Source organism: Marinicrinis sediminis, assembly GCF_042685085.1.
Taxonomy (GTDB): domain Bacteria; phylum Bacillota; class Bacilli; order Paenibacillales; family KCTC-33676; genus Marinicrinis; species Marinicrinis sediminis.
In genome coordinates, this window is the sequence record NZ_JBHUMM010000043.1 from 290154 (window position 1) to 315549 (window position 25396).

Annotated in this window: 28 protein-coding genes; 27 read left to right on the forward strand and 1 reads right to left on the reverse strand. The window is 49.5% G+C overall.

From position 1 onward, the window contains the following. The first annotated feature begins 230 nt into the window (after positions 1-230). The 13 genes from hisC to ACFSUC_RS15230 all read left to right on the forward strand — a co-directional run bounded on the left by hisC (position 231) and on the right by ACFSUC_RS15230 (position 10938). Positions 231-1340, forward strand: a complete 1110-nt coding sequence (gene hisC / locus ACFSUC_RS15170) for a histidinol-phosphate transaminase (RefSeq protein ID WP_379930470.1) — start codon at positions 231-233, stop codon at positions 1338-1340. A 39-nt stretch (positions 1341-1379) separates the two neighbouring features. Further along, entirely contained in the window at positions 1380-2474 is a 1095-nt protein-coding gene (locus tag ACFSUC_RS15175) for a prephenate dehydrogenase (RefSeq protein ID WP_379930471.1), read from the forward strand. A gap of 562 nt (positions 2475-3036) precedes the next feature. Next, a complete protein-coding gene (locus tag ACFSUC_RS15180; RefSeq protein ID WP_379930472.1) occupies positions 3037-3630 on the forward strand; it encodes an RNA polymerase sigma factor in 594 nt (197 codons plus the stop codon). Next, positions 3627-4241 (forward strand): anti-sigma factor family protein, encoded by a 615-nt coding sequence (locus ACFSUC_RS15185; protein WP_379930473.1) that lies wholly within the window; start codon positions 3627-3629, stop codon positions 4239-4241. Before ACFSUC_RS15180 ends, ACFSUC_RS15185 begins: the two co-directional genes overlap by 4 nt. Positions 4242-4408: 167 nt before the next feature. Next, entirely contained in the window at positions 4409-5533 is a 1125-nt protein-coding gene (locus ACFSUC_RS15190; RefSeq protein ID WP_379930475.1) for a hypothetical protein, read from the forward strand. Positions 5534-5600: 67 nt separating this feature from the next. Then, on the forward strand, positions 5601-6113 hold the full coding sequence (locus tag ACFSUC_RS15195; RefSeq protein ID WP_379930476.1) for a gamma carbonic anhydrase family protein: 513 nt from the start codon (positions 5601-5603) through the stop codon (positions 6111-6113). Positions 6114-6170: 57 nt separating this feature from the next. Continuing rightward, positions 6171-6386, forward strand: coding sequence for an IDEAL domain-containing protein (locus tag ACFSUC_RS15200; RefSeq protein ID WP_379930976.1), 216 nt, complete (start codon positions 6171-6173; stop codon positions 6384-6386). A 122-nt stretch (positions 6387-6508) separates the two neighbouring features. After that, positions 6509-6934: a DUF2487 family protein gene (locus ACFSUC_RS15205; protein ID WP_379930477.1), complete on the forward strand. Its 426-nt coding sequence runs from the start codon at positions 6509-6511 to the stop codon at positions 6932-6934. 213 nt (positions 6935-7147) lie between these two features. Continuing rightward, entirely contained in the window at positions 7148-7687 is a 540-nt protein-coding gene (locus ACFSUC_RS15210) for a ubiquinol-cytochrome c reductase iron-sulfur subunit (RefSeq protein ID WP_379930478.1), read from the forward strand. Between the two features lie 15 nt (positions 7688-7702). Next, positions 7703-8374 (forward strand): menaquinol-cytochrome c reductase cytochrome b subunit, encoded by a 672-nt coding sequence (qcrB, locus tag ACFSUC_RS15215; protein WP_379930479.1) that lies wholly within the window; start codon positions 7703-7705, stop codon positions 8372-8374. Between the two features lie 20 nt (positions 8375-8394). Then, positions 8395-9282 (forward strand): c-type cytochrome, encoded by an 888-nt coding sequence (locus ACFSUC_RS15220; RefSeq protein ID WP_379930480.1) that lies wholly within the window; start codon positions 8395-8397, stop codon positions 9280-9282. Between the two features lie 96 nt (positions 9283-9378). Further along, complete coding sequence (locus ACFSUC_RS15225; RefSeq protein ID WP_379930481.1) at positions 9379-10038, forward strand: DUF1405 domain-containing protein; 660 nt, start codon at positions 9379-9381, stop codon at positions 10036-10038. Between the two features lie 57 nt (positions 10039-10095). Next, complete coding sequence (locus tag ACFSUC_RS15230) at positions 10096-10938, forward strand: sporulation protein YpjB (RefSeq protein ID WP_379930482.1); 843 nt, start codon at positions 10096-10098, stop codon at positions 10936-10938. A 1-nt stretch (position 10939) separates the two neighbouring features. Here ACFSUC_RS15230 and ACFSUC_RS15235 read toward each other — a convergent pair whose 3' ends face one another. Then, positions 10940-11812, reverse strand: coding sequence for a YitT family protein (locus ACFSUC_RS15235; RefSeq protein ID WP_379930484.1), 873 nt, complete (start codon positions 11810-11812; stop codon positions 10940-10942). Between the two features lie 181 nt (positions 11813-11993). Between ACFSUC_RS15235 and ACFSUC_RS15240 the strand changes: the two genes are divergently transcribed. The 14 genes from ACFSUC_RS15240 to ACFSUC_RS15305 all read left to right on the forward strand — a co-directional run bounded on the left by ACFSUC_RS15240 (position 11994) and on the right by ACFSUC_RS15305 (position 25396). Then, positions 11994-12338 (forward strand): nucleotide pyrophosphohydrolase, encoded by a 345-nt coding sequence (locus ACFSUC_RS15240; protein ID WP_379930977.1) that lies wholly within the window; start codon positions 11994-11996, stop codon positions 12336-12338. An 85-nt stretch (positions 12339-12423) separates the two neighbouring features. Further along, positions 12424-12939, forward strand: coding sequence for a tetratricopeptide repeat protein (locus tag ACFSUC_RS15245; RefSeq protein WP_379930485.1), 516 nt, complete (start codon positions 12424-12426; stop codon positions 12937-12939). A gap of 78 nt (positions 12940-13017) precedes the next feature. Then, a complete protein-coding gene (gene dapB, locus ACFSUC_RS15250) occupies positions 13018-13821 on the forward strand; it encodes a 4-hydroxy-tetrahydrodipicolinate reductase (protein ID WP_379930486.1) in 804 nt (267 codons plus the stop codon). A gap of 36 nt (positions 13822-13857) precedes the next feature. After that, positions 13858-14337: a methylglyoxal synthase gene (locus ACFSUC_RS15255; protein ID WP_379930487.1), complete on the forward strand. Its 480-nt coding sequence runs from the start codon at positions 13858-13860 to the stop codon at positions 14335-14337. Further along, on the forward strand, positions 14334-15035 hold the full coding sequence (gene bshB1, locus ACFSUC_RS15260) for a bacillithiol biosynthesis deacetylase BshB1 (protein ID WP_379930488.1): 702 nt from the start codon (positions 14334-14336) through the stop codon (positions 15033-15035). Before ACFSUC_RS15255 ends, bshB1 begins: the two co-directional genes overlap by 4 nt. Before the next feature lie 40 nt (positions 15036-15075). Further along, on the forward strand, positions 15076-16227 hold the full coding sequence (gene bshA / locus ACFSUC_RS15265) for an N-acetyl-alpha-D-glucosaminyl L-malate synthase BshA (RefSeq protein ID WP_379930489.1): 1152 nt from the start codon (positions 15076-15078) through the stop codon (positions 16225-16227). A 39-nt stretch (positions 16228-16266) separates the two neighbouring features. Further along, entirely contained in the window at positions 16267-17664 is a 1398-nt protein-coding gene (locus ACFSUC_RS15270; protein ID WP_379930490.1) for a CCA tRNA nucleotidyltransferase, read from the forward strand. Between the two features lie 22 nt (positions 17665-17686). Next, positions 17687-18655: a biotin--[acetyl-CoA-carboxylase] ligase gene (locus ACFSUC_RS15275; RefSeq protein WP_379930491.1), complete on the forward strand. Its 969-nt coding sequence runs from the start codon at positions 17687-17689 to the stop codon at positions 18653-18655. 272 nt (positions 18656-18927) lie between these two features. Then, positions 18928-19782 (forward strand): 3-methyl-2-oxobutanoate hydroxymethyltransferase, encoded by an 855-nt coding sequence (gene panB / locus ACFSUC_RS15280; protein WP_379930492.1) that lies wholly within the window; start codon positions 18928-18930, stop codon positions 19780-19782. Positions 19783-19798: 16 nt separating this feature from the next. Further along, positions 19799-20713 (forward strand): pantoate--beta-alanine ligase, encoded by a 915-nt coding sequence (gene panC, locus ACFSUC_RS15285; protein WP_379930493.1) that lies wholly within the window; start codon positions 19799-19801, stop codon positions 20711-20713. After that, a complete protein-coding gene (panD, locus tag ACFSUC_RS15290; RefSeq protein WP_379930494.1) occupies positions 20704-21099 on the forward strand; it encodes an aspartate 1-decarboxylase in 396 nt (131 codons plus the stop codon). The genes panC and panD overlap by 10 nt, the downstream gene beginning before the upstream one ends. A gap of 95 nt (positions 21100-21194) precedes the next feature. Then, positions 21195-21815 carry a hypothetical protein gene (locus tag ACFSUC_RS15295; protein WP_379930495.1) on the forward strand — a complete coding sequence of 207 codons (621 nt, stop codon included), beginning with the start codon at positions 21195-21197 and terminating at the stop codon, positions 21813-21815. Between the two features lie 79 nt (positions 21816-21894). Further along, a complete protein-coding gene (dinG, locus tag ACFSUC_RS15300; RefSeq protein WP_379930496.1) occupies positions 21895-24768 on the forward strand; it encodes an ATP-dependent DNA helicase DinG in 2874 nt (957 codons plus the stop codon). Between the two features lie 4 nt (positions 24769-24772). Continuing rightward, positions 24773-25396 carry a redox-sensing transcriptional repressor Rex gene (locus tag ACFSUC_RS15305; RefSeq protein ID WP_379930497.1) on the forward strand — a complete coding sequence of 208 codons (624 nt, stop codon included), beginning with the start codon at positions 24773-24775 and terminating at the stop codon, positions 25394-25396.

Genomic DNA, 25396 nt, shown 5'->3' on the forward strand with positions numbered 1-25396 from the left:
GCGGTTCTTTCGTATGATCAGATTTGCCGGAAATTGTGGTTAGCCTTATATTTTGCCCGCTATTTCAATGAAACCATCCAGCCGGATTGTGAAGATGCACGATGGTGGAGCAGGAATGCGCGGTTGTAATTAATGAGTAAACATATTACAATTGAGAAACGTAAAAACGTTGTCATTCACGAATTTTACATAGATCATACAAATGCACATTTTACCGAGGTGAAGCGTTAATGAAACCGAAATCTAATATTATGCACTTGCCGGTGTATCAGCCTGGCAAACCGATAGAAGAAGTGAAAAAGGAACTGGGACTGTCCACGGTAACCAAACTGGCGTCCAATGAAAATCCATTTGGTTGCTCGCCACTTGCCAAAAAAGCGATGCTGGACGAAATTGAGCAGGCCAGTCTGTATCCCGACGGAGGCAGTGTGCAACTGAGGGAAACACTGGCTGCGCACTTGGGCGTTGATGAAAATCAGCTTATTTTTGGTGCGGGTTCCGATGAAGTGATTCTGATGCTCGCCCGTGCTTTTCTTGTCAGTGGAGACGAGACGATCATGGCAGATCGGACGTTCCCGCAGTACAAACATAACGCCGAAATCGAAAATGCGGTCTGTGTAGAAGTGCCTTTGCTTAACGGCAAGCATGATCTGGATGCCATGCTGGAGAAGATAACGAGCAAAACGAAAATCATTTGGGTTTGCAATCCGAATAATCCAACCGGCACGATCGTCACCCATCGGGAAATGACCGCATTTATGGCAAAAGTGCCTAAGGATATCCTGGTTGTACTGGATGAAGCTTACTGTGAATATAATGATGGAGAGGAGTATCCGGACGGGATTCAACTGCTGAAAGAGCATGTGAATTTGCTGCTGTTGCGGACGTTCTCCAAGATCTATGGACTGGCTTCCCTACGGATCGGATACGGCATCGGTCATCCCGAGGTCGTGCATACGATCAACCAGGTTCGGGAGCCATTCAATACGACGCGTATGGCGCAGGCAGCAGCCAAGGCAGCCATACAGGATCAGGCTTTTATCGAAACGTGCAAACAGCATAATCGTCAGGGCATCGCCTATCTGACCCAAGAAGTGAAGCGACTTGGACTGGACTCATTCCCTGCCTATGGCAATTTTATGATGATTCATGTGAACCGACCTGCACAGGACGTGTTCCAGGCACTGCTCCAAAAAGGCTACATCGTGCGAAGCGGTGCAAGCCTGGGCTTCCCGGCTTCCATCCGGGTTACGATCGGCAGTCAGGAACAGAACGAAGGATTTGTGCAGGCGCTGGAAGAAATACTCGCTGTAATCCCGGAAGCAGAGATGGCTACGTAAGCCAGCTGATACTATCTTAGACAAAAGAGTGGATGATAAATGAAAACAACCGTAACCATTTGTGGCGTGGGACTCATTGGAGGCTCCCTCGCTCTTTCTTTGAAAGGACAACCTCATATTCATGTCGTCGGACATTCTCCGAATCCAAATTCCGTACAGAAATATCTGGATCGTGGCGTAGTGGACGAGGCGACGACTTCTCTGGCTGATGCCGTCCAGCATGCAGACTTTGTATTTTTGTGCGTACCGGTCGGGAAGCTGGATGCGTATCTGCAAGAACTGCAAGCGTTGCCTCTCAAGAAAGGATGCATCATTACGGATGTAGGCAGCACGAAGCGTAGCGTAGCGGCTTATGCATCCAGTTTATCCTGGGAGGACGTCTATTTTATCGGCGGGCATCCCATGGCCGGATCAGAGCGCTCTGGTGTGGAAGCGGCAACGTCTCACCTGTTTGAGAATGCTTTCTATGTTTTGACACCCGATACAGATACACCGGAACCGGCCTACGAGAAGCTCGTTGAATTGCTTGCCCATACGAAGGCGAATATCGTGCGAGTAGACCCGGTCCTGCATGACGAGATTGTGGGAGCAATCAGCCATTTGCCCCATATTATTGCCGTTGCCCTTGTCAATCAGGTTGCCGACTACCACGCCAACAACGACTTGTTCGGACGCCTTGCAGCGGGGGGATTCCGTGACATTACCCGCATCGCCTCCAGTGATCCGATCATCTGGCGTGATATTCTCATCAACAACAAATCCGTACTGCTGAACATGCTGAAGGACTGGAACAGAGAAGTGGCAGAGTTTGTTCGGATGCTGGAAGTGGAAGACGGAGAGGGCATAGCCAAACAGTTCGAGAAGGCTTCGGCATTTCGTGACGGACTGCCGGAAAGAAGAAAAGGCATGATTACCTCGTTGTATGACGTATATGTAGATATCCCTGATCATCCGGGGATCATTGGGGAGATTACCTCTTTGCTCGGTTCAGAGCAAATCAGTCTGAGCAACATTCAGATTCTGGAGTCTCGTGAGGAAGTACCCGGTGTGTTGCGCCTGTCTTTCCGCAATCAGGAGGATCAGGATCTGGCGGTGGAACGACTCAAGGAAAAGCAATACCACATCCATTTTTAAAAGAATGGTAAAAGAATTGAAAAAGATTGTTGACAAAATGAAAACGGATACATATAATAAAAGTACAGTATGGTTTCTCTCCACTCCTATCCGAAAATGGATCGCACCAAAAAACGTGTGCGTCACCACCTTGCGAAGCAGGGTGGTCTTTTTTTTTTTTGTAAGGGGTTACATGAAAAATGAAAATAACAAGGCCCTATGGAAATTTTAGTAACGTGCAGGAATTTCAATCTTCGACAAAGAATTAAAGGAAATGGCGATTGTTGCGTAAAGGGCTATTTACATATTGTCATAAAATGACGGATGCATACCTGCTCTCTTTCCATCTGGAAGATGGTGGACAGTAAGGGCTGTCCGGTTACGAATACTGTAGATGCGAAACGCGTGACGTATAAACGCAAGACGTATAAAAGCGAGATGCAAATACGAATAAAATGTACATATATAAATATAGAAGTACGGTCGAAACTTTTTCCTTCCATGTAGGTATACATAGGTATACATGTATAACTGCAGTTGCGACGGGAAGAAGTCGATTCACAAGCAAGGAGGGGCGCTTGTTATGACGGATTCCCAAATCATCCGAGAAATAAAAGACGGAAATACGAGTTTGTATGCTGAGCTTATTCAGCGATATGAACGCAAAATCCTGGCTTTTATTTTCCATATGCTGAAAAGCGCCAAGCTCGAAATCCTTGCAGAGGATCTCACACAGGAAACGTTCTACAAAGCTTTTCGCAGTCTGGATACGTTTCGGGAAATCGAGGCTTCCTTCTCGACCTGGCTGTATACGATTGCGAGAAATACGGTGCTGAGCGAGCTGCGCAAGCAAAAACAGACGAAAATCCCGCTGGAGGAAAGCGGCTATGTGCCGGAAGCCTCCCTGGATACGGTACCTGAACATGCGATTCTGCGCGGCGAGAAGGTCGATCTTGTTCGGATGGCCATCAATAATTTGCCGGAGAAGCAGCGGTCTGCATTGATATTGAGAGAATATGAACAGCTGGATTATCAGGAAATCGCCAATATACTGGGACAGACCGTCAGTTCTGTGAAGTCATTGCTTTTTCGGGCGAGAGCAAGTGTGAAAAATCAACTGGAGCCCTATTTCACAGATAATCAGCTGCATGAAGTCGAGGGGATGAAACGAAGATGAAATGTGAAGATGTACGTCATGCGCTAGTCGATTACTGGGATCTTCCAGATCATGATATCAGACGGTTGAAAATCGATCATCACGTCAAGCAGTGCGCGAGCTGCCAGCAGGAATATGAGCTGTGGAAAGCAAGCCGTGAATGGATGCATGATGCCCAGCACGAGTTTGATAGGCAGTCAAGCGAGCCTTCCGCGGTGACTTCCCAGGTGATGCAACGGATCTATCAAACGGATGGCTGGCGCCTGCCGATCGAACGAAAAGGGCTGGCTTTGTCTTTCAGACAACGGTTTTCGTTTGCGGTGCTATTGTCTTTCTTCCTGGCGGTATTCCTGTTCAGCTTTGTACATCTGGCGATGCAGGAAGAAGTACAGTCCTTCAACCCGCAAGAAATGCTCGGCTTTGTTCCGGTAGCCAGCAATGAATATTCCCAGGGCGCAGTAGAGAAAGCAGCCTTCTCCATGGAAGGGATCGTCGTGGCAAGCGTGGGCGAGCCGTACCTGCTTTCCATGGACGGGATGGAGCAAAATCCAAACTACTTTATGATTTTTTCTCTGTTTGGCTTTATCTCGGTTATTTTCTTGTTAAACTGGCTTTCCCGCATTCGCAGTTAATTACAGCGCATCAGAACCATCATCTTGATGACGTTCATCTTCAACGCCTTCTCTTCTTATTGGAGAGAAGGCTTTTTCGTGTTTATTTATCACCCATCGGGTATGAAATCAATAGGTTATCCCCATAATGAGATTAACATAGGAAGAGAATGGCGGTGGGGATCACCATGCGATTAGCAGATATGCTTGTCTATTCCGACATTCAGCAATTGAATCTGATTGCCGACAGCTATCAATGCGACTGCAAGTCTAACTCCAAGCATGAATTGATTCAGCACATCCTGACTGCATTCGGAAGAAGAGAGCACTTCGAGAATATGGTCAGCAGACTGGAACTGGCCGATCTGCGTCTGATCAATGCGCTGATGTTTGATCGAAAGAAAGCATTTAGTATGGAGGAATTAACAGCTAGAGCCAGTCAATCCCTGTTTGACGAGGAGAAGGACAAACGCAAGCCGAGGGACAAGATTCTTCGACTGAAAAGGCTCGGCTTCTTGTTCAATGGCTTCTCACATCAAACGAAATACTTATTCTCCATCCCGGATGACATCAAGAGCCGACTGTCTGATGTCCTGAAATCCCACTATGCGTCCAGACTGGTTCACGCGGATGCCCCTCTCGTGTATCGGGAAGAGATTGAACTGTTGCAAGAGGACGTGCTTCGACTGTTGAGATGGGTTCAGACCTCCCGTATTCCGCTCACCGCCGAACGGTTCATGTACAAACGCCACATTCAACAGGCTCTCTCTGAATTGAGTGTGGAAGAACCATTGGTAGCCAAGGGGGAGTGGCGATTCGGGTATGGAAGAAGAATGAAAGAATACCCGAACCGATTCTCGTTTCTGTATGATTACTGCTTCTATGAGCATGATCTGTCAGAAGGAGAAGAACTGGTGCTCACAGAAAAGGGAGAACAGCGGCTGCTGGAAGGGCATCAGCCAGGTGCAGCTCAGCTCTATCGATTCTATCTGAAGCTGTACAAACATCCGATCAAAAATCTGGAAGTGATCGTTCACTGGATTCTGCAACTCTCTGCCCAGTGGGTGAGCGTCCATTCGCTAAAGCAGATTCTCTTGCCTTATGTGAAGCCATTCTATTACGATACGCCTGAGCGCATCATCGATCAGCGGATCATTCAGATGCTCATGCATCTGGGCATGTTGCGGATCGGGGAAGATCCGGAGTATGGCATGGTCATTCGCAGAACTGCGATTTCCCAGCAGATAGCAGAGGGTGTATCTATCAAGGAGGATGAGCAGATCAGGATGGACCCTTCATCGTCTATGCCCTAGGGTGGTGTCCAAAACCAGACTGCCCGCATGGTATACTCAGAGTATCTCATGAAAAAGGGTGATCAAAATGCGGATTGCATTCCAGGGAAAGACCCCACAGATCGAGGAAGATGTCTTCATCGCGCAAGGGGCCAAACTGATCGGGGACCTTTCAGCCGGGAGCGGGTGCTCGTTCTGGTACAATGCGGTGATGCGGGCCGATCTGGCTCCGATTCGAATTGGAAATCGGGTAAATATTCAGGATGGGGTAGTCGGTCATGTCAATACCAACCAGCCCCTGCTTGTCGCTGACGACGTCTCCGTTGGACACGGTGCGATCATTCACGGCTGCCGCATAGGTAAAGGCACATTAATTGGCATGGGGGCCATCATCCTGAACGGAGCAGATATTGGTGAATATGCTTTAATAGGAGCGGGGACGGTCGTATTGGAAAACAGCCAGATTCCTCCTTACACGTTGGCAGTAGGCTCACCTGCCCGTGTCGTCCGTGAGTTGAACGATGAGGACTTGGCACGAATGAAAACAACAACCGAAAGCTATGTGCAAAAAGCAAGACAATTTCGCAATGAATCAGACTGAAGAAGAATCAAAATAGAGGTTGGGATTAACGGATTGGAGGGATGTCCGGTGGAAAAAATGAGTATCATTTATGATGCACTCTTGAGTCTCCATGCCGAAATGTTTCTGGACCATTCCATACGGGAATATCGTTTGCGACAAATATATGAAGGCATCGACCGTGCGCTCGAGAATGGGGATCAAGAAACGTTCTACTCACTGACATCAGAGATGATGACAATCCGACAGCAAGAAAAATCACCAATTGTGAATGATCGTCACAAACCCGCGTAAGTTCAAACTGTTCTACCGATCAAGCAAATGACGACCGGCTCCAGGCTGATTCGTCATTTGCTTTTTTTGCAGCTTGACCGTTACAATCATACATAATAGAGACAGAACAGGAGGGAAGGTAGATGAAGTTCAGCGAGTTTGAAGCGGAGCAGTGGGAGCAGCTGAAGCCGTTTCTCGATACGGTTTTGCTGCCGGTCACGGGACTTGAAGGAACCGAGAATCCGGTACAAGTGGTTGACACCCTCGAACAGCTCAGAGATGTAATGGATTGGATTGAGGGGCCCTTTACAGGCAGAATCGTCACGTATCCGGCCGTTCAGTATGGCACCCGTGAAGCAGAGCAGATGAAAGATATACTTCAGGAGTGGGTCGGAAACCTGAAGCAGGCAGGATTTACATATGTGATTTGTGTGACAGCCAGACAGACGGATAAGCAGTGGCAACCATCGAATGCGGATCTGTGGATTGAGGCGAATGATGGATGGACGCAGGAAGCGGTATCCAAAGCCATTCAGGCGCTGTGGTTTCCACCCGCCGAACCCAACTGAAGGCCTGACGGCCAGGCGGAAGTCACTATGACGGAACACGCTCAAAGTGTGACAAATTCATTACATTTTTATTTTCCATCCCGCAGAGGGGATGAAAACGGATTCTCAATTCTTGACGCATATGGGGTCGTGGGCTATTATTGATTATGTCCTAGTGTGAGAAATGTGTATAGCTAATACATTCGAATGAGAGGAAAAGGGGGTACACATGACATGACTGAAGAGAAAAAGGATGCGCATCATTCCGGGAAAAAGCCTAGCAGACGTGAAATGTCACGCAGGCAATTCCTTTCCTATACCCTCGGTGGAACCGGCGCCTTCATGATGGGGGTTCCCATCCTGTACAACCTGCGCTTTGCCGTTGATCCTCTATTACAGAAAAAAGAGGGCGGCAATTGGGTGAAGGCGATTGAAGCAGACAAAGTAACAGTGGAACCGCAATCTGTGAAATTCAAAGTACACGTCGTAGACGGTTGGTACGAGAATGATTCCGATCTGGAAGCGTGGATTGCAAAGGATGAGAATGGGAAGATTTTCGCATTATCTCCAATCTGTAAGCATTTGGGCTGTACGGTAAACTGGAACAGCAGTGAGCAATTTCCAAATGAATATTTCTGTCCTTGTCACGGCGCGCATTATACGAAGGATGGAAAGCAGTTGGCTGTTGCATCAGCACCACTTGATGAATACAGCATCAAAGTGGAAAACGGTTGGGTATACGTAAGTGATCTTCAACCGAACACAAGGGTATAGGGAGGCGTGATCTAGATGCTGAAAAGCATGTACAACTGGATTGATGAACGTCTTGATATTACGCCGATGTGGAGAGATGTTGCAGATCATGAAGTGCCTGAACACGTTAACCCGGCACATCACTTTTCTGCCTTCGTCTATTGTTTCGGTGGACTAACGTTCTTCATCACGATTATTCAAATTTTATCAGGCATGTTTCTGACGATGTACTATGTTCCTGATATTATTAATGCGTACGCGAGTGTGGACTACCTTCAGCACAAGGTAGCTTTTGGTGTGATCGTACGTGGTATGCATCACTGGGGAGCCAGTCTCGTTATCGTTATGATGTTCTTACATACCCTCAGGGTATTCTTCACCGGTTCCTACAAGGCACCGCGTGAAATGAACTGGGTAGTAGGGATGATGATCTTCGGCGTCATGCTTGGCCTCGGTTTTACAGGCTATTTGCTGCCGTGGGACAACAAGGCTTACTTTGCTACTAAAGTAGGGATTCAGATCGCAGCGAGTGTTCCTTTCATTGGCGGATATATTCAGCAGTTCCTTCAGGGCGGGGATATTGTAGGAGCGCAGACGATTACTCGTTTCTTTGCTCTACATGTATTCTTCCTGCCGGGTGTTCTGCTCGCACTTCTTGGAGCGCACTTCTTTATGATTCGAAAACAGGGGATTTCTGGACCGCTATAATATGAAAGGAGGAACTGACTGTGGCTCATGGAAATGATTCGAAGGAAAAGGTAGTCTACGTAGGTGATTCACGGATTATCAAACGCAATCACCCTAATATTCCTAGTGATTATTCAGCTTATCCGGGAAAGTCTGAAGCTTTTATTCCAAACTTCCTGTTAAAGGAATGGATGGTTGGCGCGGTTGTGCTGGTAGGATTTCTTTTCCTCGTCATTGCACATCCATCACCATTAGGTTATCCGGCTGATCCATCCAATACGGCTTTTATACCGATGCCGGACTGGTACTTCCTATTCATGTATCAGCTTTTGAAATATGATTATCTGGCTGGAGATTACGTCGTACTGGGTACGGTCGTGATTCCAGGGATTGCGTTTACCGCTTTGATGCTGGTTCCTTTCCTAGATACAGTGAAGGAACGACGTTTCTATAAACGTCCGATTCCATCCACATTGATGCTGTTATTTCTTGCGGCGTGTGTGTACCTGACCTGGGTATCCTGGGATCATTACACACATGAGATGGAAGCGAAGGGACTCATCCCTGAGCATATTGAGCGTGCGGAAAAGTTGGCAGAGGGAAAGGAAGTTCCGAAGTCAGGCGGCCAAGAGGATGAGGCGGTTGCGATTGTGGATAAGGATGCAGAAGGATTCAGCATTTATAAACAGTCCACTTGCGTAACGTGTCATGCGAATGATTTGACAGGAACGCCGAATTTTGCGCCGACTCTTCGTGGAATCGGAGATAAATACACCAAAGAAGAAATTGTGAAGATCATGAAAGAAGGTACGGAGAACGGCAATATGGCTGCACAATGGGATGACAACATTGCCCAAAAAGGCCTCACGGATGAACAGCTCGATGGTTTGGCAGAGTGGCTGGCCAGCCAAAAAGCAGAAGTGGAATAAGCCTGACTTCATGAAATGAAAAACCTGACCTGTCTGATACAGGTCAGGTTTTCTTGCATACAAAAGCAGGTCTATCACTACATAGAAGGGATTCGGATGATGAAATTATCCATGATCACGTTCTTTTTCAGTCGATCTTTTTTGTTGAATCGTACCATCCTGTGGTCGGTATTCTGGGTCAATGCACTCGGTACCATCTATGGATATGAGTGGTACCGTAATCAGCTGCTGGATACGGTGGAGCATCATCATGACTGGTTGGTGATTTTTGTGCCGGACAGTCCGACAGCCAGCTTGTTTTTCACCCTTTCCATCGGCCTCCTGCTGTATCGGATGAAGCAGACCAAGACTGAACGTACTGCCTCCTCTCCGGTTTCAAGTTTCATTGAAGCTTTTGCAGTGGTGACCTCCATCAAATACGGCATTTGGGCCGTGGCGATGATTATAGCGGGAGGCATGCAGGGGGATACGATAGTTTGGAAAGAGTACATGTTGATTGTTTCGCATCTCGGTATGGCATTCGAGGCGGCTTTGTACGCCAGATATATGCGGTATTCGCTCGCAGCCGTCTTGGTCGTGGCCGTCTGGACTCTGCTTAATGATGTCATGGACTATGCAGAGGGAATCTTCCCCTGGCTGCCAGCACCGCTATATGATCATTTGACGGAGGTAGCCGCCTTTACAGTAGCATTAAGCTTTCTGTCTGTCGGGTGTGCCTGGATGTTGATTCGATTCAGGGAAAAGCGTCTGGTCTAAATATGGACAATCCTCCATAAGATGAGTGTAGAAGCTTGTTTTATGGGAGGAATGGAGATGTACCCGCGATATTTGATCCTGATGTGCGTGCTGTTTATCGCCGCCTTTGCTTTGCTATTAGCCGCTTGTTCAGAAGAAATGAAGATAAACGAAGAGAAGCCACCACTGGATGCAACGGAATGGGTGAAGGAGCTGGAGCAGCTTGCCAGCCAATATGAGCAGGCTGTTCAGACTGGCAAGCTGGAACAGGCGATCGTATCGCTCAATCAGATCGAGAGAAGGCTTGAGTATCAGCCCGACCGCTTCATGACGCTGACGGGCAGACACACATTAATTGATCTCGTGCTGAAAGCCAGACGAAGCGCTTCAGCTCTCAAACCAGACATGAATCAGGTTGGCTATCATGCAACTCGGCTTCATCTTGCGCTGGACAGTCTGGCTCATCCGAATGATCCGCGATGGAAGCAGCTGAAGAAACCGATCCTGGATCAAATTGCGCAATTGGAAGGGCAATTGTCCTCCGGTGATGGACAGGCCAAAAAAGCCTCCTTTTACCGGTTGAATGAAAGTTATCAGCTGCTCCATCCGGTTTTACAGGTTACGAAGGAAGCGTGGGTAGCGGAGAAAGGGCAATCGTTCCTCATCTTTTTGGCCCATGCAACCGGTCAATCCGGTGACGGAGTGAAGGAAAAACCGGCTCATGAGGCGGTAGCGGTGCTGGATGAATTCAAGCGATTTATGCTGGACGTTTTTGAAGATGCGGAGCTGACCACGGCGATGCCGATGGACATGCACAACCAGACAGCGCGATTGTGGACCGCCTTTGGAATTGCTTCTTTTATATTGGCCGTGTTAACCTTCCATGCCTATGGGCGATACCGGTATGACAACCAGGTCTGAATTATTCTTCCTCGCGAAATCCTTCTCCGAGCACGTCATGGACATCACTGATGATGAGGAACGCTCTCGCGTCGATTTCCTTGACAATTTGCTTTAGCTTGCGGACTTCCTGTCTGGATACTACGCAGTACACCACTTCTTTCGGCTGTCTGGAGAAGCCGCCTTTTGCGGACAAGTAGGTCATGCCCCGATCCATCTCTGAGCTGATGCGCTCCGCGATCTCTTTGGGATGATCGCTAATGATCGTAAAGGCTTTGGCTGCATAGGCGCCTTCCTGAATAAAATCAATCATTTTGGCTGCGACGAACACGACGATCAGGGTGTAGAAGATTTTCTGAATCGGAATGTAAAAGGCGGATGTACCGATGACGATGGCATCGATGAACAAGATGACTTGTCCCATGCTCCAGCCGAATTTCTTGCTCCCGATCCGTGCAATGATATCCGAGCCGCCTGTCGTGCCTCCAAAGCGAAAGACAATCCCGAGTCCAAGTCCCAGGGTGGCTCCGGCATACAGAGCAGCCAGCAAGTAGTCTTCTTCAGATTGAAAGGTGGATATCCATCCCCTGTGAATCAAATACTCCATAATCCATAGAAAAAATGAGAGCGACAGCGTGCCAAAGACGGTATAGAACATGGCGGTCCGGCCTACATAACGCCAGCCCAGATAGAAGAGCGGAATGTTGACCAGCAGTGTCGTGTAAGAAGGCGATACGTTCAGTGCGTATTTGAGCAGCAGGGCGATACCGGTTACGCCCCCTTCCATCAGTTCGTTCGGAATCAGAAAAATATGCAGGCTGAAGGCATATATGGCTGTTCCCAGCAAGATCGGGATAAGTTGTTGGTAAGTGGTTTTCCATCGGTTTTGCGACATAATCGGTTCCTCCTGGCTCGTCCTCTGCCATTTATCCATTCCTGGCAGCATACTAGTGTTTATTATATGCAAAAAGGATTTGTTTTCAATCTGTCTTTAAGATAACATGATAATAAATGATCGACGATTGAGAATGTCACAATGGATTGAAGGACAGAAGAAAGGAATGTCGTTGACCGATATGAAGGAAGAGTTGAAAGCCAAAGCATTAAGCGATATGCAGGGTGAAGTGCATGCCTATATCTCTCAATTTAAAGAAGGCTATTTTTCGCCGCTTGCGATGATGGCGCGGATGACGGAGGAAGTAGGAGAGCTCGCCAGAGAGGTGAATCATTTCCACGGCGAAAAGCCGAAGAAGACAAGTGAGGCGGACAACTCCATTGAAATGGAGCTCGGTGATATTTTATTTATCCTGATTTGCTTTGCCAATTCACTGGATATCGATCTCACGGACTCCTTCGAGCAGATCATGCATAAATTCAACACGAGAGATCAGGACAGATGGACCAAATTGAACACCGATTAATGGACAGTGACATATGCTGTACCATCCACTGAGTAAGCCATTGCGCCCTTGTCGGGCGATATGACGCTGGAAAGGAGATGGTACAATGAACGGGGAAGACATGATCAAAAAAGCATATGAGGCGATCTTGCATCACGATTTTGAGCAGGCGATTGGCTGGTTTGAGCAGGCGATCTTGCTTGAGCCTGATCACCCGGGCTATCATTACAAATTATCGATCAGCTATGCGCGAAGCGACAGGATTAATCAGGCGTTGCAGCATGCTCGGCAAGCTGTAGAGCTGGATTCATCGCACCCCGAGTACCATCAGCATCTCCAGCATGTGAAGGCGCGGGCATTGGTAGCCGATGCGGAAGAGCTGCTGTCACAATCGGCCGAACATGCCACTGAAGCGATTCGATTACTGAATGAAGCCATTGACGCTGATCCTCTCTGCTCAAAGGCCTACCTGTGGAAAGGTGCCGTGTATGCAGCCATGCAGCAATACGAGATGGCCCGTCAGCAATATGAGGAAGCGGTAAGGATGGACCCGTCCAGCAAAAAAGCACTTGAAATGATCAAGCACATTCAGCGAGAATTAGAGAAAGAATCAAATGAATGAAGGAAACATATAGCATGAAATTGAACCATACGTAATTCGCGTACAAACAGCAATCAATGCAGAAAGGGATTGGGTAAGATGACAACAGCAAAGATTCGTGTAGCCGTAGCAGGACCAAAAGGAAGAATGGGCAGAGAGGTCGTGAAGATGGTCTTGTCTGATGCCGAGCTTGAATTGGTGGCGGCCGTCAGCCTTGAGAAAGGAGAAGACGCTGGGGAAGCGGTAGGCATGGGACATTGCGGTGTGCCCATTACCGACGATCTGGAACTGGCACTGGTGGAGAGCAAGCCAGATGTGCTGGTTGACTTTACGACCCCTCAGCTCGCCGTGCGTAATACGCGTCTGGCGATTGAACATCAGGTGCGGCCTGTCATTGGAACGACCGGCTTTACACCGGACGATATTGCGGAGCTGGACAAGCTGTGCCGGGAACGAAATCTGGGTGGACTGATTGCCCCGAATTTCTCAATTGGCGCCATTTTGATGATGAAGTTTGCCGCACAGGCTGCAAAGTATTTGCCGAACGTTGAAATCATCGAATATCATGGAGATCAGAAGCTGGATGCACCTTCCGGAACTTCGGTCAAGACGGCTGAGCTCATTCATGAAGCACGCGAAGAGATCAGACAGGGCAATCCTAACGAAGAGGAAACGCTGGAAGGGGCTCGCGGTGCCTACTATCACGGATTCCGCATACATAGTGTGAGATTGCCGGGTGTTTTCGCCCAGCAGGAAGTCATCTTTGGCGGTGACGGGCAGACCCTGAAAATTCGACATGATTCATATGACCGTGCCGGTTATATGCCGGGCGTCAATGTCGCCATCAAGAAAGTGATGACGGCATCTCATCTCGTCTATGGATTTGAGCATTTCTTGGATTAGTCATTCGTCAACTACATCGGAGAGGAGTCAGGAAACATGACTGCTTTGAATATTGCTTTGATTGCGCATGATCGCAAAAAAGAGGAAATGGTCAACTTCGCTATCGCCTATGAACATGTATTCAGCCACCATAAGCTGTATGCAACGGGGACAACGGGCACACGCATAATGGAAAATACGAAGCTGAATGTGCATCGCTTCATGTCTGGACCCCTTGGCGGGGATCAGCAGATCGGTGCACTGGTGGCTCAAAACGAAATGGATCTCATTATTTTTCTGAGAGATCCGCTCATGGCTCAACCACACGAGCCGGATATTATTGCGCTGCTTCGCCTATGTGATGTACAGGGAATTCCGCTGGCAACCAATATTGCAACCGGAGAGATTCTCGTCAAGGCGCTCGATCGGGGCGATCTGGCATGGCGCGAAATGGTTCACAAGTACAAGGATTCGGCTAATGAGCAGCAGGGTAGTGGAAGCGGAAGTGGAAAAACGGTGGAGCTGAATGTAGAATGACAGAAAAGCTGGACATTCTCGTCTTTGCCGCACATCCCGATGATGCCGAGATTGGCATGGGGGGCACGATCCTGAAATATGCCAGCGCCGGACAGCGTGTAGGGATCTGTGACCTGACACGAGCTGAAATGTCTTCCAATGGCACGACAGACAGCCGGCAGGCAGAAGCCCAAGCTGCTTCCGAGCGATTGCAACTGGCGATGCGCGCCAACCTGGAGCTTCCTGACAGGGGCTTGACGGGAGATGACGAGCAGTTGGCTGCCATCGTGCAGGTGATCCGGGAAACGCAGCCCAGACTGGTATTTGCACCGTATGGGGTAGATCGTCATCCCGATCATGTCAATTGCAGCAGGCTTGTTCAGGAAGCGGTATTCAATGCCAAGCTGAGAAAATGGCAGCGAGGCAAGAAGCAACAGGATGCATGGACCGTGGAACAATTGTATTATTACTTTATCAACGATATACAGGAGCCGGATGTCCTCATCGACATCAGTGACTTCTTTGCAGCCAAGATGGAGAGCCTTCAGGCGTACCGCTCCCAGTTCACCCTGATGGACACGGACAGTGTAAAGACGCCGCTAACTGAAGGATATCTCGAGCGAGTGAGAGCCAGAGATTATTTGAGTGGACAAAAAATTCGTACCGATTATGCGGAAGGATTTATGAGCAACCTGCCCATACAGGTGGAGCTGTTGTGAAGCCTGCGCAGCGGGCAGCGTATTGGTGGAGGTAGAAGGCATGTTGAAAATCGGGATAACCTGTTACCCTTCTCTCGGAGGATCAGGTGTCGTGGCCACGGAATTGGGAAAACTGATGGCCGAGCGAGGGCACGAGGTACATTTCATCACCCACAGTCTTCCTTTTCGATTGGGCAAATTTCATAAAAATATTTTTTATCATGAAGTGGAAGTCAGTGATTATTATGTACTGAAATCTCCGCCTTATGATTTGACCCTGGCCAGCAAGATGGCGCAGGTGGCGGATATGCACAAGCTGGATGTTCTACATGTTCATTATGCGCTCCCACATGCGGTCTGTGCGTTTTTGGCCAAGCAGATGGTGAAGCATGAGCTCAAAGTCGTCACCACGCTGCACGGCACGGATATTACGATCTTGGCACAAGAGGAATCGCTGAAAGAACTGATTCGAATGGGGATCAACAACAGCGATGCGGTGACGGCTGTTTCGCAGGATCTGATTGAAGAAACGCGCAAGCTGCTGGATATCAATCGGGAAATTGATCTGGCCTACAATTTTGTGGACAAGCGCGTCTATTACCCGCGTGAATGCAAGCAGCTTCGTCAGGAGTTCGCACAGCCAAATGAGAAGCTATTGATGCATATTTCGAACTTCCGTCCGGTCAAACGAATCATGGATGTCGTGGAGGTTTTTTCGAAGGTCAGTCGTTCCGTCCCTTCCAAGCTGTTGTTTGTCGGTGAGGGACCGGATTTGCCAAAGGCCAGATGCAAGGTGCAGGAGCTTGGTCTGGAGGATCGTGTCTTCTTTCTAGGCAAACAGGACGATGTGGCCCAGATGATCTCGATTGCGGATCTGTTGCTGTTGCCTTCGGAGAAAGAGAGCTTCGGTCTGGTGGCACTGGAGGCCATGGCTTGCGGCGTGCCGACGATCGGCTCCAACGCAGGAGGCATCCCCGAGCTGATTACACACGGGGAGACGGGTTACCTGGCTCCCATTGGAGATACGAGCACGATGACGCGGTATGCGATTGATTTGCTGAAAGATGAGCGCAAATATGCCGATTTCAGAGAAGCGTGCCTACAGCGTGCCAGACAAGTATTTTGCAATGATCTCGTTGCTGGCGAGTATGAGGATATCTATTATCGGGTTCTGGGCAAGACAGCCCCTGCGAGAAAAGAACCCGTCTGCTAGACGGCGGAATGAATGCGTATAGATAGGATGTCGATGCAGATGGAAGTGGGAAAATTGAATCTGAGTGAGATGGAGCAAGAGGGAGCGCGTGTGCTTGAGCAGTTGGAGCAGCACGGCTTTCTTGCTTTTTTTGTTGGCGGATATGTACGGGACAAACTGATGGATGCGCCCATATCAGACATTGATATTGCCACCTCTGCAAGCCCGGAACAGGTGATGACGGTATTCCCGAGGCACGCCGCAACAGGTCTTCAACATGGTACCGTGACCGTCATTCAGCCGCTCTATACGTTTGAAGTCACGACATTTCGCACGGAATCCGATTATGCGGATTACCGGCGCCCCCAGAAGGTGGCGTTTGTTCAGTCACTGGAGGAAGACTTGAAGCGGAGAGACTTTACGATCAATGCGATGGCATTTGATCGATTTTTTCAGCTGTATGATCCTTTTGACGGTTGCCGCGATATGACGAACAAGCTGATTCGCGCGGTCGGAAAGGCGCGAGAGCGATTCGAGGAAGATGCCCTGAGGATCATCCGCTGTCTTCGTTTTGCGGTCAAATATCAGTTTGCAATTGATGCTGAGACGTTTGCCGCGATCCATGATCGCAAGAAGCTGTTGAAGCATATTGCCATGGAGCGGGTGTATGCGGAATGGGAAAAAATGATGGCCTCCGACTATCCCGCCCAGGGCATTCGTCTTCTGGTGGAGAGCGGTGTGCTGGAGCATGTGAAGGAGCCCTTGCCTGCTTCGCGTGCCGCATGGGAGAGCTGTCTCCATGAGCCGTTTCTGCAGAGCTTACAGCAGTTGGGGGACAGCAGCCTGAGATGGATTAGATTGATCGATATGCTGGGCTTGTCCGAGAAGGAGACGGCCAACTGGGCGGACTCTCTGAGAATGTCTAATGAACGAAAGACGATGCTCGTTCAAGCGGTGCGGGGCTTGCGAATATTGCAGACATGGGAAGCCCAATGGGAAACCCAAGGGGAGACCGAATTTACCGAATGGCAAGAGGAATGGCGGGCAGCAAGGCAGCGGACACATTTAGGGGAAGAGGCATCCTACCAAGGGGATTCGGATAAACGCTTCGAGAATCAGTTCAAGCTATGGGTGCTGAAGACCGGCAAAGAAACGGTGTTGCGGATATTGGATATTTCGAGGGTGCGAGCCAGTTCGGAGGATCAAACAGCCTCTGCTGAACCTTCATCATTCTGGTCGTGGATCGAATGCCACGGAAGGAAATGGCTCTCAGAGATGCCTGTCCATGCTTTGAAGGACTTGTCCGTGACGGGTAAGGATTTGATGGCGCAAGGGATGAAACCAGGTCCTCAGCTGGGCGAGATGCTCGGAAAACTGCTCGAAGAAGCGGCACTTGGCCATCTGCCCAATAGAAGAGAAGCTTTGCTGAAACGGGCAATAGATGGGTCACCCGAATAGGGAGAAAGGCGGGAATTGATCGGTGAATCACGATATTTTGCAATGGTTTAAGAATCAGCCTCAGACCTTTATTTCGGGCGAAGAGATCAGCAAGCAATTCGGGGTAAGCCGGACCGCAGTCTGGAAGCATATTGAACAGCTTCGCAAAGCAGGCTACAAGATTGAAGCCGTGCCGCGCAAAGGGTATCGACTGGTTGAATCGCCGGCTTTTTTTCAAACCGTACGATTTGTTGCGGCCCTGAAAACGAAGAAGCTCGGCACGAATTTGCGTGTCTTCGAATCACTCGATTCTACGCAGACTCGCGCTTTTGAAGAAGCAAGAAAGGGAGCGCCGGAAGGGACACTTGTCTGGACAGAGATGCAGACCGGGGGCAAGGGAAGACGAGGCAGAGCCTGGCATTCTCCTCCTTACAAGGGCCTGTGGTTCAGCTTTATCGTACATCCCCGTATTCCGCTTCAGTTCACGCCACAGCTCACGCTGCTTACCGCTGTAGCGATCTGCAGGGTCTTGCGCAGAAAAGGGATAGAGTGCGGCATCAAATGGCCAAATGATCTGTATATAGAAGGTAAAAAGTGCGGTGGCATTTTGCTGGAAACGACAGCGGAGGATGAACGTGTTCAAGTGGCGATCGGGGGGATTGGGCTAAGTGTGAATCTCGATGCAGAGGATTATCCGGAAACGCTGCGTGATCAGGTCATTTCATTGAAAATGGCAACCGGAAAAAGTTGGGATCGGGAACTGCTGCTTGCAGATATACTCAAGGAGATTGAAGACTTTTATCTGATTTATCTGGAACAGGGCTTTGAACCGATCCGCATTTTGTGGGAAGCCCTCTCCATTCATATGGGGGAGCAGGTAGAGGTGGAGACGATAGAGGGCAGAATAGGTGGACGTACACGCGGGGTAAACAGTCTGGGTGCCTTGATCCTGGAACAGGCAGATGGACGCAGACAAGAGGTGTATTCCGGCGATCTGATCGCCCCATTTTAATTGCGGACGGGATTTGCTATAATGGAACGTGAGGCAGTATCCATAGGAACTGCACTCTTCGGTTACACTGTAAATATCGCAAGATGGCAACGAAGCTTGCACTGCAAGCGTCAAGCAGTGGCAAGCCAGCGGCAACAAATCAGAATCTGCTCTGAGCCGAAAGGACCGAGACAGAGATCAATCAAAGATCTTGTGCTTAGGGTGCTTTTTAGTCTCAGAGAGGGCTGGAGGGCATTTTTTTGCGTTCCGGTACAACTCTCGGGAGGTGCACAATGGCGGAATATCGCAAGATGATTACGACCATGGATTTGCAAAAGATGAAAAGGGAAAAAGAAAAGATTGCAATGGTGACAGCCTATGATTATCCTTCTGCCCGATTGGCGGAAGAAGGCGGGGCTGATATTGTATTTGTCGGAGATTCACTGGGCATGGTCGTGCTCGGCTATGACTCGACGATTCCGGTCACGTTGGATGATATGATTCACCATACGAAAGCGGCCGCACGCGGGGCCCGCAACAGCTTTATTTTAACGGATATGCCTTTTCTGACCTACCACGGCACCGTGGACGGTACCCTACGCAATGCGGCCAGGGTGATGCAGGAAGCGGGCAGCAAGGCCATTAAAATGGAAGGCGGCGCTGAAATTGCGGAGCATCTGCAAGCGTGTGTGAGAGCCGGTATTCCGGTTATGGGACATATCGGATTGACCCCTCAGGCGGTCCACCAGTTCGGCGGATACAAGGTACAGGGGAAGAGTGCTGAACAGGCACAGCGACTGCTGGCGGATGCCAGAGCCCTTGAGCAGGCTGGCGCTTTTGCCATTGTGCTGGAGATGGTGCCGGAGGAACTGGCCACCTTGATCACGGAACAAATTCAGATTCCGACGATCGGAATTGGGGCAGGCCGGTATACCGATGGACAGGTGCTCGTTTATCATGATCTGCTGCAATATGCCAGTCCAATCAAGCCCAAGTTTGTCAAGGCTTATGCGGAGCTGGGTGCGGCGGCCATGAACGGCATTTCCGCTTATGTAGAAGAAGTAAAGGGAAGCAAGTTTCCGTCGGAGGAGCATGTTTTCCATATGAATGCAGAAATTATACAGCAGCTGGCTGATCATGATAAGTAAAGCAGGTAGATTGCAGATGAATATAATCAGAGAAGTTTCCGCCATGAGAGCCTGGTCTAGACAGAAGAGAGCCGAAGGGAAGACAATCGGGTTCGTCCCGACGATGGGGTATTTGCACGAAGGTCATAAAAGCTTGTTAAGCGCATCTGTGCAAGAAACGGATGCGACCGTCCTGAGTATTTTTGTCAATCCACTGCAATTCGGACCGAATGAAGATCTGGATCGGTACCCTCGTGACGAGGAGAGGGATGTGGCGATCGCGAAATCAGCAGGAGCAGAGGTGGTGTTTGCTCCGACAGTTGAAGAGATGTATCCGAATGAGATGTATACAACTGTTCGCGTTCCGGCACTGAGTGCCATGCTGTGCGGTGCATCCAGACCCGGACACTTTGACGGGGTGGCGACAGTGGTGAGCAAGCTGTTCCATATCGTGCAGCCACATCAGGCTTTCTTCGGTCTGAAGGACGCCCAGCAAGCAGCCATCATCGAGAAGATGGTTCAGGATCTCAATATGGATGTGCGTATTCGTACTTGTCCGACTGTGCGCGAGTCAGACGGCCTGGCCATGAGCTCCCGCAACAAATATTTGTCGGTGGAGGAACGTGCCACCGCGCCTGAATTGTATCGTTCGCTGGAACAGGTCAGGGAGTGGGTGGAACAGGAGGAATGGCCAATCGGTGAGATTCTCCAAAAATGGCGAGACAGATTGCAGAATATGGAATGTGCTGAGTTGGATTATGCGGAGATTTTGGATTATCCGTCCTTGCAGCAGCCTGATTTGAATTTGAAAATGAAAAAGGGCCAGCACCGATGGATTGCCGCTTGTGCGGTACGCTTTGGACAGACCCGGTTGATTGACAATGTGCTTATTGGCACGCATGCCAAAGCGGAAACCGTCAGGCAGACAGGAGGTAACGCTATATGTATCTAACGATGATGAAAGGGAAAATTCACCGGGCAACGGTTACCGAAGCCAATCTGAATTACGTTGGCAGCGTGACCATTGACCAGGATATCCTGGAAGCGGTAGATATTCTCCCGAATGAAAAGGTGCAGATCGTCAATAATTATAATGGAGCCAGGCTGGAGACGTATGTCATCCCCGGAGAGAGAGGCTCAGGCGTGATTTGCCTGAACGGGGCTGCCGCTCGATTGGTACAGCCAGGTGATACGGTTATTATCATTGCTTACGCCATGATGACCAGAGAAGAAGCCGATGTGCACCAGCCAAAAGTCGCCATTATGGATAAAGATAATCAAATTAGCAAGCTGCTTCATGAAGAGCCACATTCCACGTCCTACGCTGCCTACAGTTAAAGGATGGATGTATGAAAAGTGTCCCCTCAACAAAGACTGTTCCTACAAGCTGCTAGCGGCAGTGATTGAGACAGCATACGTGAGGGGGCACTTTCATGTTTAAGCAACTATTTGCAGCGATGAATGAAGTGCTGGAGGATGTGAACAGCCAGTACGCGACAGCGGATCTGACTCAAAAGAAGGAAATGGAAGAAAAGCTGGCCTTGCTTCGAGCGATGAGTGATACCTGTATCGAGCAATGGCTGCAATTCGAGGAGAAAATGGCTGAGATGCAGGCTGCTTCACTGGGAAGTCCGCTCGATTTTTCCCAGTATGCCAGTCAGGATGCAGCCGCACATTTTGAGAAGGGACAGGGGTATTTTCAATTGCTCATGTATCCTGCCGCCATTGAGCAGTTTCAGGCTTCCTGTCAGCTGGAGCCTGAGTTTTTGCCAGCCAAGCTGTTTTTGGGTTTGAGTTATTTGCATATCGGGGAATGGGAGGAAGCGGCCAGGCATCTGAAATGGGTAAATTCAGTCAGTGAACACCCCCTGCTCAGAGCGATTACGTTTAATGCGATGGGCTGTATTTATGTGCAGCGCAACCAGCCGGAGGAAGCATCTGCCCTGTTTGAGAAAGCCGCAGCGCTGGAGCCGTCGATGGCCCAGCCGATGACAGAGCTGAATGCACCTCATGCGACAAACGATTTGCTGATTCAAACCGGACTTATCCAATAATTAATATTCACATGGTCGTCCATTCTTTGGTATTCTAGAAATAGTGTCTGGCTCGGTAAGGAAAGGAATGGACATAGACATGAAATATGCAGTTATCGATTTCGAGACGACAGGCAGCGGGCATCAGGACGAAATTATTCAAATCGGATGCACCCTGATCGAGCACGATCGGATTACGGATCAGTACAGCTCGTTCGTGAAACCTGTTCAAGATATACCGGAGATGATTACCCAACTGACGGGTATTACAAATGAAATGGTGCAAGAAGCCCCTGTACTGGATGAGGCGCTCCGTGAGCTGCTTCCTTATCTGGAAGGGGCAGTTTTTGTTGCTCATCATGCGGCGTTTGACCTTGGATTTCTGCAGCGAGCACTGGATGAATGCGGGTATGCGGCTTTTCAGGGGCCGGTGCTGGATACGGTGGACATCCTGCGGGTGTTGTTCCCCGAACTGCCCAGCCTTCAGCTCTCGATGGTATCAGGTGCATTCGAGATTGACCATGAGCGCCCGCATCAGGCAGACAGTGATGCAGAGGCGACGGCAGAAGCGTTGCTGCGCTGTATCGACAAGATGGAGAGCTTGCCGTATCTGACGCTCCAACGGTTGTCCCATATCTTCGATGCACCTCGCGCTTCCCTGCATGATATGAAATGGTGGATCGATGAATGGATCGTGCAGCGTGAAGTACAGGGCAGACTGGAAGAGCCCGTTCACGCCTATCGTCAATGGGCGCTGGCTGTGGACGACTGGAAGGATGCGGCTGAGCTGGAGGAACGTGAGCTGCCAGAGGATTTCGAGGCCTTCTATACGGAGCTTGTGGAAGCGCTAAAGCTGAAGTTTGACCGGTATGAGGAACGGGAAGCCCAGGTGACGATGATTCATGAAGTGATCGACGCGTTCGAGAAGCAGAAGCACTTGATTGTAGAGGCCGGCACAGGCACAGGTAAATCACTCGGTTATTTGATTCCATCCCTCTATTACAGCATCAAACATGAACAGAAAATTACGATCAGCACTCATACGATCAACCTGCAGGAACAGATTCGGCAGCGGGATGTCCCGTTATTGAATGACATTATGCCGGTCCCGTTTGAGGCCGCGGTGTTGAAAGGCCGCAGTCACTATCTGTGCTTGCGCAAATTCGAGCATAAAATGAACAGTAAGGATTATGATGCCCAGAAGGAGCAAATTTTATGGGCTGCACAAATGGCGATTTGGCTGGGGGAGACCCAGACAGGGGATGAGGAAGAAATCCACCTCGGACCCAAGGGCATGGAATCATGGCGCACCGTATCCAGTGATGCAGATTCCTGTCTCAACCGGGCCTGTCCATGGTTCCGAAAATGCTTCTATCATCGAGCAAGGAATCAGGCCAATCAGGCGGATGTCGTCATCACGAACCATTCTCTGCTGTTTACGGATCAAAAGGCCGATCACCGACTGCTGCCTGCGTATCAGCGGCTGATTATTGATGAGGCTCATCAGTTTGAAGAAACGGCGGGCAGGCATTTGGGTACAGAAACGCATTATTTTACACTGACAAATGCGCTGCTGTGGCTACACAAGGAAGGAAATATCGGCAAGCTGCCCCAGTTGAGTGAGATGCTGATGCATAGCGGTTACGAGAAGGCGGAGAAATGGGTTGATGCCCTTGATCAGGCGATCCATAAGTCGATTCAACTCCAGCAGTCGTGGGATGAATTCTTCGAGAAGGTATATGGCGAGGATATGGTTCCGCTTGAAGCGACCGCCATGCAGGAAGGCGGACAGGCCGTTGTGAGGTACAAGCCAGGTGAATTACCTGCTTACTGGCCTTCGCTCAAGGAGATCGAGGAGAACATCCATGTGCATAGCTCAGAGCTGCTCAAAACGCTTCAGAAGGCGCTGGATGAGGTAAAGGATGAAGTGGATGATTACGACATTCAGAGCGTCCTGACAGACATACAGGGCTCTGTTAAGGATATTGAGCGATGCAGAGATGAGATGCGGCTCTTCCTCTCCATGAAGAAGGATCATGTGTACTGGATCGAGGCCAATGTTTCATTCCGGCACAAATCGCTGCAGTTTTTTACGGTGCCGATTGATGTCAGTTACCTGCTGAAAGAAAAGTTCTTTGACGTGAAGGAATCGATCGTGCTGACCTCTGCGACATTGAGCGTCAATCGAAATTTCGCCTATATTCGGGAACAGGTAGGACTCGGTTCGGAGGCATCGTCCGAGGACGTGCATACGGTGCAATTATCTTCCCCGTTCAATTACCGGGAAAATGTGCTCGTCTGTATCCCGCGCGATTTCCCGAAGCTGAAGGGACGAATTGGGGAAAAGGAGTACGTGGAAGAGCTCATCCGTTCTCTGGCAGAGGTGGCCAAGATTACACAAGGCAGAATGCTGGTCCTGTTTACTTCCTATCGCATGTTGCGGGATGTGCATGGCGCGCTGAAGGAGCAATTGCAGGACACTTCCATTCAGGTACTGGGGCAAGGGGTGGACAGCAACAATCGCAGCAAGCTGACCAAATGGTTTACCGATCGGGCGCAAAGCGTCCTGCTCGGTACGAGCAGCTTCTGGGAAGGGGTGGACATACCGGGTGAAGCACTGTCCTGTCTGGTCATCGTGCGATTGCCGTTTCAACCGCCGAATCATCCTGTGGCCGAGGCGAAAGCGGAATATTTGAAGCAGAAGAACAAAAATCCGTTTATGGACTATACCGTTCCACAGGCGGTCATCCGCTTCAAGCAGGGATTTGGCAGATTGATCCGGACATCCTCTGATCGCGGGATCGTGCTCATCTATGATACGAGGGTCATAGACACGTATTATGGCAAGCATTTTCTATACTCTCTCCCGGGTCCGAAGATGGAGCATATGTCCAAGCAGCTGATGATAGAAAGGGTCAGGGAATGGTTCGAACCTTCCCAAGCGTATCCACTGGAGGCCCAGAAGAAAGGTTGAGGTCATGAAATCCATGAAAATTTCAGAGGCTGTTGTACGCAGACTCCCGATCTATTTAAGATATCTCAATGAATTAAATATGATGCAGATTCAGACCGTTTCCTCTCAGGAACTCGGGCAAAAGCTGAATCTGAATCCGGCCCAGATCCGGAAAGACCTTGCCTACTTCGGTGAATTCGGCAAAAAAGGGATCGGCTATGATGTCCATTACCTGATCGAAAAGATCCGACACATTCTGAAGCTGGACCAGATTATTCATGTCGGACTGGTCGGAGCGGGGAACCTTGGACATGCGCTCTCCAATTATAATACGTATCTGAAGGACAACATGAAGATTACCGCTGTATTCGACAGTGCGAAGGACAAGATCGGGAAGGAAATCAATCACCTCAAGGTCTTGCCGATGGAAGAACTGCCTGAGGTAGTTCGGCAGCACGGCATTCGGGTCGGCATTATTACGGTGCCGGCTGTAGAGGCTCAGATTGTCGCAAATGCTTTTGTTGAAGCCGGGGTGGAGGCCATTTTGAATTTCGCACCTGCGATTGTTAAGGTACCTGCCCACATTCGCATTCATCATGCAGATTTTACGACCGAATTGCACAGCTTGGCCTATTATCTCGAGGAATAA

Bases quoted from the DNA above. Each gene is read 5' to 3' on its own strand.
- panB (WP_379930492.1), top strand. From the start codon at position 18,928: ATGGCGGAATATCGCAAGATGATTACGACCATGGATTTGCAAAAGATG.
- ACFSUC_RS15295 (WP_379930495.1), top strand. From the start codon at position 21,195: ATGTTTAAGCAACTATTTGCAGCGATGAATGAAGTGCTGGAGGATGTG.
- ACFSUC_RS15180 (WP_379930472.1), top strand. From the start codon at position 3,037: ATGACGGATTCCCAAATCATCCGAGAAATAAAAGACGGAAATACGAGT.
- ACFSUC_RS15210 (WP_379930478.1), top strand. From the start codon at position 7,148: ATGACTGAAGAGAAAAAGGATGCGCATCATTCCGGGAAAAAGCCTAGC.
- ACFSUC_RS15305 (WP_379930497.1), top strand. From the start codon at position 24,773: ATGAAATCCATGAAAATTTCAGAGGCTGTTGTACGCAGACTCCCGATC.
- hisC (WP_379930470.1), top strand. From the start codon at position 231: ATGAAACCGAAATCTAATATTATGCACTTGCCGGTGTATCAGCCTGGC.
- ACFSUC_RS15200 (WP_379930976.1), top strand. From the start codon at position 6,171: ATGAGTATCATTTATGATGCACTCTTGAGTCTCCATGCCGAAATGTTT.
- bshA (WP_379930489.1), top strand. From the start codon at position 15,076: ATGTTGAAAATCGGGATAACCTGTTACCCTTCTCTCGGAGGATCAGGT.
- ACFSUC_RS15205 (WP_379930477.1), top strand. From the start codon at position 6,509: ATGAAGTTCAGCGAGTTTGAAGCGGAGCAGTGGGAGCAGCTGAAGCCG.
- ACFSUC_RS15230 (WP_379930482.1), top strand. From the start codon at position 10,096: ATGTACCCGCGATATTTGATCCTGATGTGCGTGCTGTTTATCGCCGCC.
- ACFSUC_RS15190 (WP_379930475.1), top strand. From the start codon at position 4,409: ATGCGATTAGCAGATATGCTTGTCTATTCCGACATTCAGCAATTGAAT.
- ACFSUC_RS15175 (WP_379930471.1), top strand. From the start codon at position 1,380: ATGAAAACAACCGTAACCATTTGTGGCGTGGGACTCATTGGAGGCTCC.
- ACFSUC_RS15185 (WP_379930473.1), top strand. From the start codon at position 3,627: ATGAAATGTGAAGATGTACGTCATGCGCTAGTCGATTACTGGGATCTT.
- qcrB (WP_379930479.1), top strand. From the start codon at position 7,703: ATGCTGAAAAGCATGTACAACTGGATTGATGAACGTCTTGATATTACG.
- dinG (WP_379930496.1), top strand. From the start codon at position 21,895: ATGAAATATGCAGTTATCGATTTCGAGACGACAGGCAGCGGGCATCAG.
- ACFSUC_RS15235 (WP_379930484.1), bottom strand. From the start codon at position 11,812: ATGTCGCAAAACCGATGGAAAACCACTTACCAACAACTTATCCCGATC.
- ACFSUC_RS15255 (WP_379930487.1), top strand. From the start codon at position 13,858: ATGACTGCTTTGAATATTGCTTTGATTGCGCATGATCGCAAAAAAGAG.
- panD (WP_379930494.1), top strand. From the start codon at position 20,704: ATGTATCTAACGATGATGAAAGGGAAAATTCACCGGGCAACGGTTACC.
- dapB (WP_379930486.1), top strand. From the start codon at position 13,018: ATGACAACAGCAAAGATTCGTGTAGCCGTAGCAGGACCAAAAGGAAGA.
- ACFSUC_RS15240 (WP_379930977.1), top strand. From the start codon at position 11,994: ATGAAGGAAGAGTTGAAAGCCAAAGCATTAAGCGATATGCAGGGTGAA.
- panC (WP_379930493.1), top strand. From the start codon at position 19,799: ATGAATATAATCAGAGAAGTTTCCGCCATGAGAGCCTGGTCTAGACAG.
- ACFSUC_RS15225 (WP_379930481.1), top strand. From the start codon at position 9,379: ATGATGAAATTATCCATGATCACGTTCTTTTTCAGTCGATCTTTTTTG.
- ACFSUC_RS15270 (WP_379930490.1), top strand. From the start codon at position 16,267: ATGGAAGTGGGAAAATTGAATCTGAGTGAGATGGAGCAAGAGGGAGCG.
- ACFSUC_RS15195 (WP_379930476.1), top strand. From the start codon at position 5,601: ATGCGGATTGCATTCCAGGGAAAGACCCCACAGATCGAGGAAGATGTC.
- bshB1 (WP_379930488.1), top strand. From the start codon at position 14,334: ATGACAGAAAAGCTGGACATTCTCGTCTTTGCCGCACATCCCGATGAT.
- ACFSUC_RS15245 (WP_379930485.1), top strand. From the start codon at position 12,424: ATGAACGGGGAAGACATGATCAAAAAAGCATATGAGGCGATCTTGCAT.